At 45.5% G+C, this 15,087-nt stretch carries 13 protein-coding genes; 12 read left to right on the top strand and 1 reads right to left on the bottom strand.

What is annotated here, in order from left to right; all coding sequences use genetic code 11:
* Window positions 1–11 precede the first annotated feature (11 nt).
* The 8 genes from P3T48_RS09550 to P3T48_RS09515 all read left to right on the top strand — a co-directional run bounded on the left by P3T48_RS09550 (window position 12) and on the right by P3T48_RS09515 (window position 10,270).
* Window positions 12–2,084 (top strand): alpha amylase C-terminal domain-containing protein, encoded by a 2,073-nt coding sequence (locus tag P3T48_RS09550; RefSeq protein WP_276506537.1) that lies wholly within the window; start codon window positions 12–14, stop codon window positions 2,082–2,084.
* 18 nt (window positions 2,085–2,102) lie between these two features.
* Window positions 2,103–3,200, top strand: coding sequence for a DUF6057 family protein (locus tag P3T48_RS09545; protein WP_276506536.1), 1,098 nt, complete (start codon window positions 2,103–2,105; stop codon window positions 3,198–3,200).
* A 96-nt stretch (window positions 3,201–3,296) separates the two neighbouring features.
* On the top strand, window positions 3,297–4,487 hold the full coding sequence (locus P3T48_RS09540; protein ID WP_276506557.1) for a tetratricopeptide repeat protein: 1,191 nt from the start codon (window positions 3,297–3,299) through the stop codon (window positions 4,485–4,487).
* 50 nt (window positions 4,488–4,537) lie between these two features.
* Entirely contained in the window at window positions 4,538–5,848 is a 1,311-nt protein-coding gene (locus tag P3T48_RS09535; protein ID WP_022253306.1) for a DEAD/DEAH box helicase, read from the top strand.
* A gap of 172 nt (window positions 5,849–6,020) precedes the next feature.
* The gene (serC, locus tag P3T48_RS09530; protein WP_158463452.1) at window positions 6,021–7,091 is read left to right on the top strand and encodes a 3-phosphoserine/phosphohydroxythreonine transaminase; all 1,071 of its coding nucleotides are present in this window, start codon (window positions 6,021–6,023) and stop codon (window positions 7,089–7,091) included.
* A gap of 121 nt (window positions 7,092–7,212) precedes the next feature.
* Complete coding sequence (locus P3T48_RS09525) at window positions 7,213–8,130, top strand: NAD(P)-dependent oxidoreductase (protein ID WP_217757495.1); 918 nt, start codon at window positions 7,213–7,215, stop codon at window positions 8,128–8,130.
* Window positions 8,131–8,321: 191 nt separating this feature from the next.
* Entirely contained in the window at window positions 8,322–9,656 is a 1,335-nt protein-coding gene (locus P3T48_RS09520) for a DUF1015 domain-containing protein (RefSeq protein ID WP_276506535.1), read from the top strand.
* Between the two features lie 26 nt (window positions 9,657–9,682).
* Window positions 9,683–10,270 (top strand): IMPACT family protein, encoded by a 588-nt coding sequence (locus tag P3T48_RS09515; RefSeq protein WP_276506534.1) that lies wholly within the window; start codon window positions 9,683–9,685, stop codon window positions 10,268–10,270.
* Window positions 10,271–10,381: 111 nt separating this feature from the next.
* On the opposite strand, the gene uvrB is transcribed toward P3T48_RS09515, so the two are convergent.
* Window positions 10,382–12,424, bottom strand: a complete 2,043-nt coding sequence (gene uvrB / locus P3T48_RS09510) for an excinuclease ABC subunit UvrB (RefSeq protein WP_276506533.1) — start codon at window positions 12,422–12,424, stop codon at window positions 10,382–10,384.
* 192 nt (window positions 12,425–12,616) lie between these two features.
* Between uvrB and P3T48_RS09505 the strand changes: the two genes are divergently transcribed.
* The 4 genes from P3T48_RS09505 to P3T48_RS09490 all read left to right on the top strand — a co-directional run bounded on the left by P3T48_RS09505 (window position 12,617) and on the right by P3T48_RS09490 (window position 15,011).
* Window positions 12,617–13,477 carry an outer membrane protein assembly factor BamD gene (locus tag P3T48_RS09505; RefSeq protein ID WP_276506532.1) on the top strand — a complete coding sequence of 287 codons (861 nt, stop codon included), beginning with the start codon at window positions 12,617–12,619 and terminating at the stop codon, window positions 13,475–13,477.
* A 37-nt stretch (window positions 13,478–13,514) separates the two neighbouring features.
* Window positions 13,515–13,868 carry a DNA-directed RNA polymerase subunit omega gene (locus tag P3T48_RS09500; RefSeq protein ID WP_276506531.1) on the top strand — a complete coding sequence of 118 codons (354 nt, stop codon included), beginning with the start codon at window positions 13,515–13,517 and terminating at the stop codon, window positions 13,866–13,868.
* Between the two features lie 14 nt (window positions 13,869–13,882).
* A complete protein-coding gene (locus P3T48_RS09495) occupies window positions 13,883–14,353 on the top strand; it encodes a DUF4293 domain-containing protein (RefSeq protein WP_276506530.1) in 471 nt (156 codons plus the stop codon).
* 118 nt (window positions 14,354–14,471) lie between these two features.
* The gene (locus P3T48_RS09490; protein WP_022253316.1) at window positions 14,472–15,011 is read left to right on the top strand and encodes a 30S ribosomal protein S16; all 540 of its coding nucleotides are present in this window, start codon (window positions 14,472–14,474) and stop codon (window positions 15,009–15,011) included.
* Window positions 15,012–15,087 lie beyond the last annotated feature (76 nt).

The raw sequence follows: 15,087 nt of genomic DNA, 5'->3' as shown, positions 1-15,087 counted from the left end.
AATAATCTATTATGGCAACAAAGAAGACTACCACTCCTGCCAAAGGAGTAAAGTCAAAAACAAAAAAGACTGTACAGCCCAAGCATATCGGACTGGTGAAGAACGACCCCTATCTGGAACCCTATGAGGGCGCCATACGAGGCAGGCACGAACATGCTTTGTGGAAGTTGGGACAGCTGACACAGAATGGCAAGAAGACACTCAACGACTTCGCCAATGGCTACGACTATTTTGGGCTGCACAAAACAGCCCGTGGATGGGTGTTCCGTGAGTGGGCTCCCAATGCTACTGAGATATATCTGATAGGCGAGTTCAACGACTGGAAGGAATGCCCCAAGTACAAGGCAAAGCGTATCAGCGGTACAGGCAACTGGGAACTGAAACTATCAGAGAAAGCCATCAAGCATGGTGACCTTTACAAGATGAAGGTTCACTGGCAGGGTGGAGAAGGTGAGCGAATTCCTGCATGGGCGCAGCGTGTTGTACAGGACGAGCAGACCAAGATATTCTCGGCTCAGGTTTGGAATCCTGAGCCTTACACCTGGAAGAAAAAGTCTTTCAGACCTAATACATCGCCTCTGCTTATCTACGAATGTCACATCGGTATGGGACAGGATGCAGAAAAGGTGGGAACTTATACTGAGTTTAAGGAGAAGGTTCTGCCACGCATCATTGCCGATGGTTATAACTGTATACAGATCATGGCCATTCAGGAACATCCTTACTATGGTTCCTTTGGCTATCATGTGAGCAGTTTCTTTGCTGCCAGCAGTCGTTTCGGAACTCCCGAGGAGCTGAAGTCACTCATCGATACTGCCCATCAGAACGGAATTGCTGTTATCATGGATATTGTGCACTCGCATGCAGTAAAGAATGAGGTTGAGGGATTGGGCAATCTGGCTGGCGACCCCAACCAATACTTCTATCCTGGCGACCGGCATGAGCATCCGGCATGGGACAGCCTGTGCTTCGACTATGGAAAGGACGAGGTAATACACTTCCTGTTGAGCAACTGTAAGTACTGGCTCGCAGAATTCCACTTCGACGGATTCCGTTTTGACGGAGTGACTTCCATGCTCTATTATTCGCACGGACTCGGAGAGGCCTTTATGGGATATGGCGACTATTTCAACGGACACGAGGATGACAACGCCATCTGTTACCTTACCCTCGCCAATCTGCTGATTCACGAGGTGAACAAGCATGCCATTACCATTGCCGAAGAGGTGAGCGGAATGCCAGGACTGGCAGCAAAGTTTACAGATGGAGGTTATGGCTTCGATTACCGAATGGCGATGAACATCCCAGACTACTGGATAAAGACCATCAAGGAACTGCCCGATGAGGCTTGGAAACCAAGCAGCATCTTTTGGGAAGTGAAGAACCGCCGTGCTGACGAAAAGACAATATCCTATTGCGAGAGCCACGACCAAGCTTTGGTGGGCGACAAGACCATTATCTTCAGACTCATCGATGCCGACATGTACTGGCATTTCAAGAAGGGAGATGAAAACGACATGGCACATCGAGGAATTGCCCTGCATAAGATGATAAGACTCGTGACAGCTTCTACCATCAATGGAGGCTATCTCAACTTCATGGGCAACGAGTTCGGACATCCTGAGTGGATTGATTTCCCTCGTGAGGGCAACGGATGGAGTTACAAGTATGCACGCAGGCAGTGGAACCTGGTCGACAACAAGGAACTGTGCTACTGCTACTTGGGTGATTTTGATAAGGCAATGATCAAAACCATCAAAAGTGAGAAAAACTTCAATAAGACACCGGTGCAGGAGATATGGCACAACGACGGCGACCAGGTGTTGGCATATATGAGAGGTGACCTTCTTTTTGTGTTCAACTTCTCGCCAACGCGCTCGTTTACAGACTATGGTTTTCTTGTACCAACAGGTGCTTACAGTATAGTGCTTGATACCGACAACAAGGAGTTTGGAGGAAATGGGCTCAATGATGATTCCATGACTCATCTCACAACCTACGATCCTCTTTATGTGGGCGACCGTAAGGAGTGGCTCAAGCTCTATCTGCCTGCACGATCGGCCTTGGTGTTGAAGAAAAATTAAGATAGAAATTTGAAAAGAATGAGAAATAAAAAGAATAGCATGGTGGAGATGCGCTTCACCATGGCTATTGTCTTTATATCGTTTACATACCTTTACCTGGATTGTTTTCAGGATGATGTGTTGGCAGTAGCACAATATGTGCTTTCGAAAGGAATGACGACCTACAGCTATGTACTGGCACCCATTCTCCTTACGTTGGCATTGTTTCTACTGCAGATGGGTGTGTGTACCCTTACACAGGTAAAGCGTCGATTCCATGCCTTGACTTATTTCCCATCGATGCTGATGCTTACAGTATTGACCGATATTCCGGTCGACTTTGATGAGCATCATAGTTTGGGAGCCTGGTGGTGGATAATCCCTTTGCTGCTCGCGCTATGGGGGACTGGCATGTGGGTGGCAAGACAGGTGGAACCTTTCGAGCCTTTGCCTCATAATGAAGGTTGGTTTACAAAACTCACTTGGCAAAACTTGTTGCAGCTTTTGGTTATGATGCTGCTCACCATTCTCGTGGCCAACAACGACAGGGTGTTCCATGAGCGCATGAAGATGGAACGGTTCATGAAAGAAGGCAAGTATGATCAGGCTTTGAAGGTGGGACACAAGTCGCAGGACACCGACTCTTCGCTGACCATGTTGCGTATAGCTTGTCTGCATCGCTGCGGAAGCATGGGAGAGCATCTGTTCGAATATCCGCTCATGGGAGGAAGCAAGGCGATGATTCCTGATGGTGTTACTGTCAAGGCAATGATGTGGCAAACGCCACGCTGGATGAGACAAAACAAGACCGCAGGAAACAAACTGCGTATGCCTAAGGACTATCTGTTGTGTGGATTGTTGCTCGACAAGAATCTCGACCGCTTTGTGGCAGAGATAAAACGCACCTATATTGCCGACAGTATTCCTTTGCCAAAACACTATAAAGAGGCTCTTGTGCTCTATGTGCACAGGCGTACTCATCCTATGGTAGTGCTGCACGATGATGTGATGGAGGCCGACTTCCAGGACTATCAGGCTTTGGAACATAAGTTTGCTGATGCTATGCAGACGCAGGCTGCCCTGCGAGATACATATGGAAATACATATTGGTATTATTATCAGTATGGCAATAGGTAAGTAATTAGAACTAAATATTTGATGAGAATATTGATTATATTGAGACGATTGATAATATATAATAGAAGATTGACAAGACTCAAGAAGTTCGTATGTATGCTGTGTCTGCTGACAGGTATGGCATGGCTCTATGTGCAGCCTGTGCAGGCACAGAAGAAGGAGATTGCTGCAGCTAAAGATTTGGTCAAGGCCGGGAAAAACCTCGACCAAGCACAGAAGAATATGGAAAAACTGTTGCTCGATTCTGCCAACCGTGCCAACCGTAAGATATGGGCTGTGCTCTACGATGCCGTGAGGAAACAATATGAGCAGGGCAATGAGCAGTTGTATCTGAAGCAGAAATATGATACGGCGAAATTGTTCAGTCTGACTCGTCAGCTTTTTGTCATAGCCGAGGGAATCGACTCGGTAGAAAGCATACCCAACCGTAAAGGAAAGGTGGAGATAGAATCAAGGAAGGGACATGCCGAATATCTCAACCAGATACGTCCCAACCTATACAATGGCGGTAGTTGGTTTGTGCGTAAGCAGAACTATGCCGAGGCTTACAGGTTCTTCGACAAATATATCTCGTGCGCGCATATTCCTCTCTTCGAAGGTTACGATTATCAGCAGCATGACAAATATCTGCCTTCAGCGGCTTACTGGGCTGTGTATTGTGGATACAAGATGAAGAATCCCAAGGCAACACTTCATCACTCTTATGAAGCCCTGAAAGATACGGCTCATTACGACTATATGCTCCAGTTCTTGGCAGAGACCTATAAACTGGAGAAAGATACGGTCCGTTATCTGCAGACTCTTGAGGAAGGATTCGAGCATGCACCTAAGTTCCCGTTCTTCTTCCCACGACTCATTGAGTATTATACGAAGCAGAACCAACTTGATTCGGCAATGGCTGTAGTAGACAAGGCTTTGCAGGTTGATGCTGAGAGCGGACTTTATCTTTTCACTAAAAGCACAATTTTGCTTAATCAGGGAAAAAACAAAGAAAGCCTTGAGTTGAGTAACAAACTGATACAGCGCAATGACAGTATTGCCGAGGTGTATTACAATGCCGGATTGGCTTACTTCAATATGGCGGTGGAGCTCGACAAAAATACATATCTGTCGCGCAAACGTCATCAGGAGCTAACTGGTTATTACCAAAAAGCTTTGCCCTATTTAGAGAAATTTCGTAAAATGGAGCCTGGTGCTCAGGAGAAATGGGCTTTGCCCCTGTATACAATTTACCTCAATCTGAACAAGGGAAAGGAGTTTGATGAAATCGACCGACTGATGAAATAGAAGGGATGATGTCATCATTTATTTTAATTCAACACATTAGAATATTTAAAATGAAATCAATATTAGATAAAATGGGGATAACCCCTAATGCCATGCAGCAAGATGCAATGCATGCCTTGTTACGAAGTGACAAAGATGTGGTGGTGCTTTCGCCTACGGGAAGTGGAAAGACCCTGGCCTATCTCTTGCCCCTTACCCAACTGGTGGATGCTGGCGATGATATGCCGCAGGCTATTGTGGTTACACCAGGAAGAGAACTTGCCCTGCAGTCGGCTACTGTTCTCAAGGATATGGGAAGTGGTCTGCGTGCCATGGCTTGCTATGGAGGCAGAATGACGATGGATGAACATAGGGTGATGCGTCAGGTAAGACCGCAGATCATTTTCGGTACACCAGGACGTCTCAACGATCATCTGGATAAAGGAAACCTTTCTGCCGAGCATGTCAAGTATCTCGTTATCGATGAGTTTGATAAATGTTTAGAGATGGGCTTTCAGGACGAGATGAGCAGACTCTTGCAATCCTTGCCACATCTGGAACGGCGTATCCTGCTTTCTGCTACAGAGGCTGAAGCCATCCCGCAGTTTGTGCATATGGGAAGGGTAGAGAAGGTTGACTATCGGCTGGATGACGAGCAGGTTCCTGAGCGTGTACATATATATAAGGTAAGGAGTGAGCAGAAAGATAAGCTTGAGGCTTTGTCGAAGTTACTTCGCAGCTTTGGGGATGAAAGCAGTATCGTGTTCCTCAACTATCGAGACAGTGTGGAGCGTACTGACCAGTTTTTGCGTCAGGAAGGCTTTTCTACCTCCTGCTTCCATGGAGGTATGGAACAGAAGATGCGTGAGGATGCGCTTTACAAGTTCAGCAATGGCAGTGCCAACATTTTTGTAAGCACCGATTTGGCTTCGCGTGGACTTGATATTCCTAATATCGACAATATCGTTCACTATCATCTTCCCGAGAGCGAGGACGGATACATACACCGTGTGGGAAGAACTGCACGATGGGAGTCGAAAGGTAAAGCCTATTTCCTGTTGGGACCTACAGAAAGCATTCCTGAGTATGTTGATGCTGAGGTGGAAGATTATGAGATTCCGGCCGAACTGCCTGCGCCTGCTCTTCCACGAATGGCAACGCTCTATATCGGCAAGGGCAAGAAAGACAAGATAAGCAAGGGCGATATTGTAGGTTTCCTCTGTAAAAAAGGAGGTCTTACGACTACAGAGATTGGAAAGATAGACGTAAAAGAAAGATATGCCTATGTTGCTGTGGCACGTCCACGCCTCAGACAGGTGCTCCGACAAGTAGCAGGCGAGAAGATTAAAGGCATCAGGACAGTTGTAGAAGAAGTGAGGTAAACTGCATGAATATGCATGCTTTTTTAGAAATGGAGTGATAAATTGTTAGTTTTTTGCTCAAAATGCTAAAAATGTGCAGAAATATTTGGTAGTTTCAAATATTAATTGTAATTTCGCCGATGTATTTTTCCAATAAAGGAGAACATTACACTAAAACTTAAATAAACAACAGATGAAGAAGTACAATTTTAATGCAGGTCCATCAATGCTTCCACGCGAAGTGATTGAGAACACAGCTAAGCAGATTTTGGATTTTAATGGTTCTGGTCTTTCATTGATGGAAATCAGCCACCGTGCAAAAGATTTCCAGCCAGTTGTTGACGAGGCAGTCTCCCTTTTCAAGGAACTTCTCGATATACCTGAGGGCTATTCCGTAATCTTCCTTGGTGGTGGTGCCTCGTTACAGTTTATGCAGATTCCTGCTAACTTCCTCATCAAGAAGGCAGCCTACGTTAATTCTGGTACTTGGGCCAAGAAGGCGATGAAAGAGGCTAAGCATTTTGGTGAGGTCGTTGAGATCGCATCATCGTCCGAGGCCAACTTCAGCTATTATCCACAGTTTGAGAACAACGTTCCTGCTGATGCTGATTATTTGCACATCACTTCCAACAATACTATATATGGTACTGAGTTGCGTCGTGATCCTGATGTTGCGGTCCCACTGATTGCGGATATGAGTTCAGATATCATGAGCCGTCCTGTAGACGTTTCCAAGTATACTGCTATCTATGCAGGTGCACAGAAGAATCTTTCTATGGCGGGTGTTACTGTGATAGTTGTCAAGGACGATATGTTGGGTAAGGCTCCACGTGAGTTGCCTACTATGATTGATTATCGTACCCATGTAGACAAGGGAAGTATGTTCAATACACCTCCTGTAGTTCCTATATATTCTTTGATGGAGAATCTTCGCTGGTTGAAAAAGAATGGTGGTGTGGAGGCTGCAGACAAGCGTGCTCATGAGCGTGCTGAGGTCTTGTATGCTGAAATTGACCGCAACAAGTTGTTTAAGGGTACTGTTGAAGAAGCTTCTCGTTCTTTGATGAACATCTGTTTCGTAATGAACGATGAGTATGCAGAGTTGGAGAAGCCTTTCTTTGAGTTTGCTACTGAACGTGGTATGGTGGGCATCAAGGGTCACCGTTCTGTGGGTGGTTTCCGTGCAAGCTGCTACAACGCCATGACTATGGAGGGTGTCAACGCACTCGTCAAGGCCATGCAGGACTTTGAGGCACAACATTAATCCAAGTTGAAAATAGATGGGCGGATGCTGCTGTTGAGCAAACTGTCTGATTACAGCATCCGACCTCCTCTTTTATATCATCTTTATATTAACTTTCGAATTTTATTATTCAATTATTATTATGAAAGTTTTAGTTGCAACAGAAAAACCTTTTGCAGCAGCTGCTGTAGAGGGTATCAAGAAAGAAATAGAAGGAGCAGGCAATGAGTTGGTTCTGCTTGAGAAATATACAGAGAAAGCGCAACTTCTCGATGCGGTGAAAGACGTAGATGCAATGATCATTCGTTCAGACAAGGCTGATGCCGAGGTTCTCGAGGCAGCCAAAAATCTGAAGATTATTGTTCGTGCTGGTGCTGGTTATGATAATATCGACCTGGCTGCAGCTACTGCCCATCATGTAGTGGCTGAGAATACTCCTGGTCAGAACTCTAATGCAGTAGCAGAGCTTGTTTTCGGCTTGCTCGTTTTTGCCGTACGTAACTTCTATAATGGAAAGGCCGGCTCTGAGTTGAAGGGTAAGAAATTAGGTATCCTTGCTTTTGGTAATGTAGGCCGAAACGTAGCTCGCATTGCTAAGGGCTTTGGTATGGAAGTGGCTGCTTATGATGCTTTCTGTCCTGCCGACGTAATTGAGGCTGCAGGTGTTCATGCTGTAAAGAGCCAGGATGAGTTGTTCCAGACTTGCGATATTGTATCGCTTCATATTCCTGCAACTCCTGAAACCATCAAGAGTATCGATTATAAGACTGTAAATCAGTTGCCAAAGGGTGGTATTCTTATCAATACAGCCCGCAAGGAAGTAATCAATGAACCTGAATTGTTAAAGCTTCTTGCAGAGCGTGAGGACTTGAAGTTTATCACAGACATCAAGCCTGATGCTGATGCCGACTTTGCACAGTTTGAAGGTCGTTATTTCTCTACACCTAAGAAGATGGGAGCGCAGACTGCTGAGGCAAATATCAATGCAGGTATTGCTGCTGCCAAGCAAATCAATGCCTTCTTCAAGGACGGCTGCACAAAGTTCCAGGTAAACAAGTAAACTGATATAGGACTTTGAGATTTGAACACAGAGCAGGATGATTACTTTTTTGTAAGGTCGTCATCATGGTTCTTGGTCAAGTCTCAAAGTTTTTTGCGTTTTATAGGATATAAACAATTATGATGTAAGCCCATCTCTTGGGTCTGATGACCGATTGGGTTTCAATATTCAAAACCTCAAAGAAAACTATTATGGCAATTATTAAACCTTTCAAGGGAGTGAGACCTCCTAAGGACCTTGTAGAACAGGTGGAGTCTCGTCCATATGATGTCCTCAATTCTGAGGAAGCCCGTGAAGAGGCTGGTGATAATGAGAAGAGTCTTTATCATATCATCAAACCAGAAATCAACTTCGAACCTGGTACCTCAGAGTATGATCCGCGCGTCTATGAAAGTGCTGCTGAAAATTTCAAGAAGTTTCAGAAAAACGGCTGGCTGAAGCAGGACGACAAGGAACAGTATTATATCTATGCGCAGACTATGAACGGCAAGACACAATATGGTCTGGTCGTTGGTGCCTACGTGAATGATTATCTTACAGGTGTTATCAAGAAGCATGAACTTACTCGTCGCGACAAGGAGGAAGACCGCATGAAGCATGTGCGTGTATGCGATGCCAATATCGAACCCGTGTTCTTTGCTTATCCCGATAACGCTGTTCTCAACGAGATATTGATGCGTTATGCTGCGACTACACCCGAATATGATTTCATAGCTCCTATCGACGGTTTTCGTCATCAGTTCTGGGTGGTAGGCGACGATAAGGATATTGCTACAATTACGGCAGAGTTTGCCAAGATGCCAAGTCTATATATTGCCGACGGGCATCATCGCTCTGCTGCTGCCGCACTCGTGGGTGCAGAAAAGGCAAAGCTGAACCCCAATCATACCGGTAAGGAAGAGTACAACTACTTCATGGCAGTTTGTTTCCAGGCCAGTCAGTTGACCATTCTCGACTACAATCGTGTCGTGAAAGACCTGAATGGTCTTACTTCCGATCAGTTCCTTGACAAGTTGACAGAGAACTTCGAGGTCATAGAGATTGACGCAGTCAATGTCAATGTGTCGGGCGAGGAAGATGGAATACCTTGTTATGAGAAAATGTCTGTTGAGGAGGCTATTGATAAATTTGGATTGGATGTTCTCAAGCCTGCTGCCCTTCACTCTTTTCTCTTGTATCTGGACGGAAAATGGTATGGACTATTTGCCAAGCCAGGAACCTATGATGACAGCGATCCTATCGGGGTGCTGGATGTGGATATTTCTTCCCGATTGATTCTTGACGAGATATTGGGCATTAAGGATTTGCGTTCCGACAAGCGTATTGATTTCGTTGGAGGTCTTCGTGGTTTAGGTGAGTTGAAGCGTCGTGTAGACAGTGGAGAGATGCGTATGGCTCTTGCCTTGCATCCTGTCACAATGCAACAGATTATGGATATTGCTGACAGTGGAAAAATAATGCCTCCTAAGGCTACATGGTTCGAGCCTAAGTTACGCAGCGGACTCATTATTCACAAACTTAAATAAAGAATACGAATTTCAACATTTGTACGGTGATTGACGAATATAAGACTATAACAAATAAAATAGGCGAGGGGACTTACTCTGAAAAACGGAGTAAGTTCCTTGCTTTTTCACATCATGTGGAAACACTTGATGAGGTGAAGGAGATTGTTGCCTCTTACCGCAAGAAGTATTATGATGCCCGACATGTATGCTATGCTTATATGCTTGGGGCTGAGAGGACTGAGTTTCGGGCCAATGATGATGGCGAGCCGAGCAGTACGGCAGGCAAACCAATCTTGGGACAGATTAACAGCAACGACCTTACTGATATCTTGATTATTGTGGTGAGATATTATGGTGGTGTCAACCTGGGAACAGGTGGACTCATTGTGGCATACAAGGCTGCTGCAGCCTTGGCCATAGAAGACTCCGTACAAGAGACAAGACAGGTGGAAGAACTGGTGAAGTATGATTTCCCTTATGTGATGATGAATGATGTGATGCGGGTTGTCAAGGAAATGCAACCCCGTATTGTGAGTCAGGAATATGACAACACCTGTTCTATCACTCTCTCTATCCGTAAATCGGAAGCAGAGACGCTGAGAGGAAGACTCAAGAAACTGTCATTTGAATAGTCTTTTTGTAGAGATTCCATTTGATGAAATTTTTATATAGTTTTGTCCAAATCAGTGTCTTTGCCAGTGTGTCTTTTATTTTTTTGGAAGAGGTCTGGACATGTATGTGGTTTACGCTTCTTTTTCCTCCAGCTCTTTCTGCAGGCGGATAATCTCGTCGCGATATTGCGCTGCCTGCATGAAGTCGAGGTCCTTGGCAGCTTGTTTCATGAGAGCTGTCGTGTTGGCAATACTCTTCTGCAGTTCCTCTTTGCTCATGCTGCGCACGATAGGATCGGCTGCGAAGGAGGCTCCCTCTGGTTCGATATATACGCGCTGGGCTGCTGTCTTTTGCATACTGGTTGTAGGTTCTGTTTCTTTAGAAGTAGGCAGGGCCGATGTGATAGCCTTCACTATTTGGCGAGGAGTGATGTTGTGGTCGGCATTATACTGCAACTGGATAGTACGGCGACGGGCAGTCTCATCAATGGTGCGTTGCATACTCTCTGTGATATTATCTGCATACATGATTACCTTTCCGTTCACATTTCGGGCGGCACGTCCTGCAGTCTGAGTAAGAGAGCGGTGGCTTCTTAGGAAGCCCTCCTTGTCTGCGTCGAGGATGGCAACAAGTGATACTTCCGGCAAGTCGAGTCCTTCTCGCAGCAGGTTGACTCCCACCAAAACGTCATAAACGCCAGCACGAAGGTCGTTCATGATTTTTACTCGGTCGAGTGTGGCCACATCACTATGTATATAGGCTGCCTTCACGCTGTGGTTCAGCAAGAATTCTGTCAATTCCTCAGCCATTCGCTTGGTCAGGGTTGTGATAAGTACTCGCTCATTGCGATGGGTACGGGTAAGTATCTCGTCGAGCAGGTCGTCTATTTGGTTCTCGCTGGGGCGTACTTCTATCTCTGGGTCAAGCAAACCTGTAGGACGAATAAGTTGTTCTACTACAACACCCTCCGACTCTCTCAACTCGTAGTCGGCGGGAGTGGCGCTTACATAGATGGCCTGATGTATCATGCTGTGAAACTCATCGAAGGTAAGCGGACGGTTGTCGAAGGCTGCTGGCAGACGGAAACCATATTCCACCAGGTTTTGCTTGCGGGCGCGGTCGCCACCATACATAGCTCCTATTTGCGGAATGCTGACATGACTCTCGTCTACTACCAGCAGGAAGTCTTTGGGGAAGAAGTCGAGCAGGCAGTAGGGACGTTCGCCCTCATGTCGACCGTCGAAGTACCGCGAATAGTTCTCGATACCCGAGCAATGTCCCAATTCCTTGATCATCTCCATGTCGTATTCCACTCGTTCCTTGATGCGCTGTGCCTTGATGTTGTCGCCCAAATCCTTGAAGAACTGCTCGCGCACAACCAGATCATCCTGTATCATGCGTATGGCTTTCTCGGTTTGTTCCTTGGTGGTGACAAAGAGGTTGGCAGGATAAATTTCATAGGCATCAAACGAAACCAACCGGTGATAGGTGAGAGAGTCCACCTCCTCGATAGAGTCTATCTCGTCGTCCCACCAGGTAACTCTCAGCACATTGTCGCTATAAGCCATGAAGATATCTACAGTTTCGCCCTTGACACGGAAGTTGCCACGTTGCAGTTCGATATCGTTTCTTACATACAGGGCATCCACTAACTGTCGCAGAAACTCGTTCCTGTCGAGTTGCTGCCCTTTCTTTATCTTGATGATGTTCTCCTGCATGGCAGTAGGACCTCCCATACCATAAATACACGAGACAGAAGACACCACGATGACATCTTTCCGTCCGGAAAGCAGAGCCGATACAGCCCCCAGGCGCAACTTGTCTATCTCGTCGTTGATGGCAAGATCTTTCTCGATATAAGTATCCGTTGTCGGCAGGTAAGCCTCTGGCTGATAGTAATCGTAGTAAGACACATAGTACTCTACAGCATTTTCTGGAAAGAAACTTTTCATTTCCTGGTACAACTGTGCTGCAAGAGTCTTGTTGTGGCTCAGCACGAGGGTTGGCTTTCCTACGTTGGCAATGACGTTTGCCACTGTGAAAGTCTTGCCCGAGCCTGTTACTCCGAGCAGAACCTGTGCCGGCTCACCTTGCTCTATGCCTTCGGTGAGCTGTCTGATGGCCTGTGGCTGGTCGCCTGTAGGCTGGTACTTGGATGTCAGCTTAAAGTTCATGTTCTGTTCCTGTTTTTTTAGATATCATGCATTTTTCTTACGAATAAGTTGTGAATGCACTGTCTTTTAAATTGCAAAAGTACAAAAAAAAGAGCATTAATCGTTATAAAGACTAATAAATTGCGAAAAAATGTATTTTTTCCTTTGCGGATAAGCAAAATATCTGTAACTTTGCAACTCAAAACGTGACCTATGAAGAAAACTGTTTTAATCACAGCATGTGTTGCGTTGCTCATGACGAGCTGCGCCAACCAGTTTAATCAGGTTTATAAATCTGACAATTACAACTTTAAATATGAGTATGCAAAGGAATGCTATGCCACAGGAAAGTATTCCCGTGCAGTAACATTGCTTCAGGAACTGGTAACTCTGAAGAAGGGCAGTACAGAGGCTGAAGAGTGTCTCTATATGTTGGCAATGGCTGAGTATGGCTTGCGTGACTATGAAACAGCTTCGGAGTATTTCAAGAAGTATTATCAGACTTATCCAAAAGGCATTTATGCAGAGAATGCCAAATATTATGTAGGAGAGAGTCTTTACAAGAATGCGCCCGAGCCTCGCCTTGACCAGTCGCTCACCGTGTCGGCCATAGCTGCTTTTCAGGAATATCTGGATCTTTATCCCGATGCGAAACTGAAGAAACAGGCAACCAACCGCTTGTTTGCTTTGCAGGACCTCTTGGTAGAGAAGGAGTACAAGAATGCTAAACTCTATTATGATCTGGGTACATACTTTGGCAACTGTACCAGTGGCGGAAACAACTATGAGGCTTGTATCGTGACTGCACAGAACGCCTTGAAGGACTATCCCTACAGCAACAAGCGCGAGGAATTTGCCATTCTGATTATGAAGGGCAAGTACGAACTCGCCAAGATGAGTGTGGAGAGCAAGCAGTTGGAGCGATATCAGGATGCAGAGGACGAGTGCTACGGATTCATCAACGAGTATCCTGACTCAAAGGAGCGTGCTACTGCCGAAAAGTTTATTGCCAAATGCAAGGAATTTGAGAAAGCACATCCCGAGGACAGCTACAGCAAATTAGAGAATAAATAATGAAATAAAGAAAATAAAATAGAATAAAAGCAAGATTATGGATTACAAGAAATCAAAAGCACCGGTAAATACCGTGACCCGCAACATTATGGACCTTTGTGACAATACTGGCAATATCTACGAGAGTGTGGCCATTATCGCAAAGCGTAGCAACCAGATATCTGTTGAGATCAAGCAAGACCTGAGCAAGAAACTTCAGGAGTTTGCTTCTTATAACGATTCTTTGGAGGAGGTTTTCGAAAACCGTGAGCAGATTGAGATTTCTCGTTATTATGAGAAACTGCCAAAGCCAACATTGCTTGCTACACAGGAGTTTGTAGAAGGCAACATCTACTGGCGCGATCCTTCTAAGGACAATATGACAAGCAAAAAGGACTCTTTGGATTTCTAAAAACAGTAAAGAATATGATACAACGCAAACAAACATTGTTTCTGCTCGTTGCTGTCATCGCCAGTTTGCTGTGCTTCTTTATGCCGATAGGTGTCATTCTGCCAGAGGGAATGGGAGGAGTTGTTTCTCTCTACAACCTTGGTTTCGTAGATGACAACGGAACGATTACTGTGTCGGGCACCTGTCTGCCTCTTTTTATTTTGCTTGCTGTCTCTACAGCCTTGTCGTTGGTGACAATATTCCTGTATAAAAACCGCAAGCTGCAGTTGTCACTTTGTGCCACTAATCTGTTGTTCTCTGTATTGTGGTACATAGATTATGCCTTGCTGTTTTTCGGCATGGTGACAGTGCCCGAGGTGGAAGGAAATGTAGAGGTGAAGTTTGCTGCCTGTCTGCCACTTATTGCCATCATTATGGTTGTATTGGCACGAAAAGGAGTGGCAGATGATGAGAAACTGGTCAGAGCAGCCGACAGAATACGTTAAAAAAGAAGAAAAATAAAAGAAAAAACTTGTGAGGTATGGAAAAAAGCCGTACCTTTGCACGGCTGTTACGTGATAACAGCATAAAATTCAAACCTCAAATAAATAAAATTTAAAAAAAATGGCAACAAAAATCAGATTGCAGCGCGGCGGTCGTAAGAGCTATGCTTTCTATAGCATCGTAATCGCTGACGTTAGAGCACCACGTGATGGTAAATTTACTGAGAAGATTGGTACTTTCAACCCTAACACCAATCCTGCTACTGTAGATTTGAATTTCGATCGTGCCCTCTACTGGGTAGAGACAGGTGCGCAGCCTACAGACACAGTACGTAACATCCTCAAGGGCGAGGGCGTTTACCTGATGAAGCACCTCCGTGGTGGCGTAAAGAAGGGCGCTTTCGATGAGGCTGAGGCTCAGAAGCGTTTCGATGCTTGGAAGAATGGCAAGGATGCTAAGGCTTCTGCTGTTCGCGAGAACGAGGCTAAGGCAAAGAAGGATGCTGCTGCTAAGGAGCTCGAGGCTGAGAAGAAAGTAAATGAAGCAATCGCTAAGAAGGTAGCTGACAAGAAGGCTGCTGAGGCTGCTGCTAAGGCAGAGGCTGAGGCTGCAGCTACTGAGGAGGCTGCTCCTGCTGAGGAGGCTCCTGCAGAGGCTTAATTCTCGCTTCAACTCATCTTCTTCGATGAAAAGAATAAAGGTCGTTCCCTTTGGGAGCGACCTTTTTCTTTGTCAT

The organism is Segatella intestinalis (assembly GCF_029348455.1).
Lineage (GTDB): Bacteria > Bacteroidota > Bacteroidia > Bacteroidales > Bacteroidaceae > Prevotella.
Note: the sequence above shows the minus strand (reverse complement) of the source record. Positions and strands in the feature narration are given on the sequence as shown.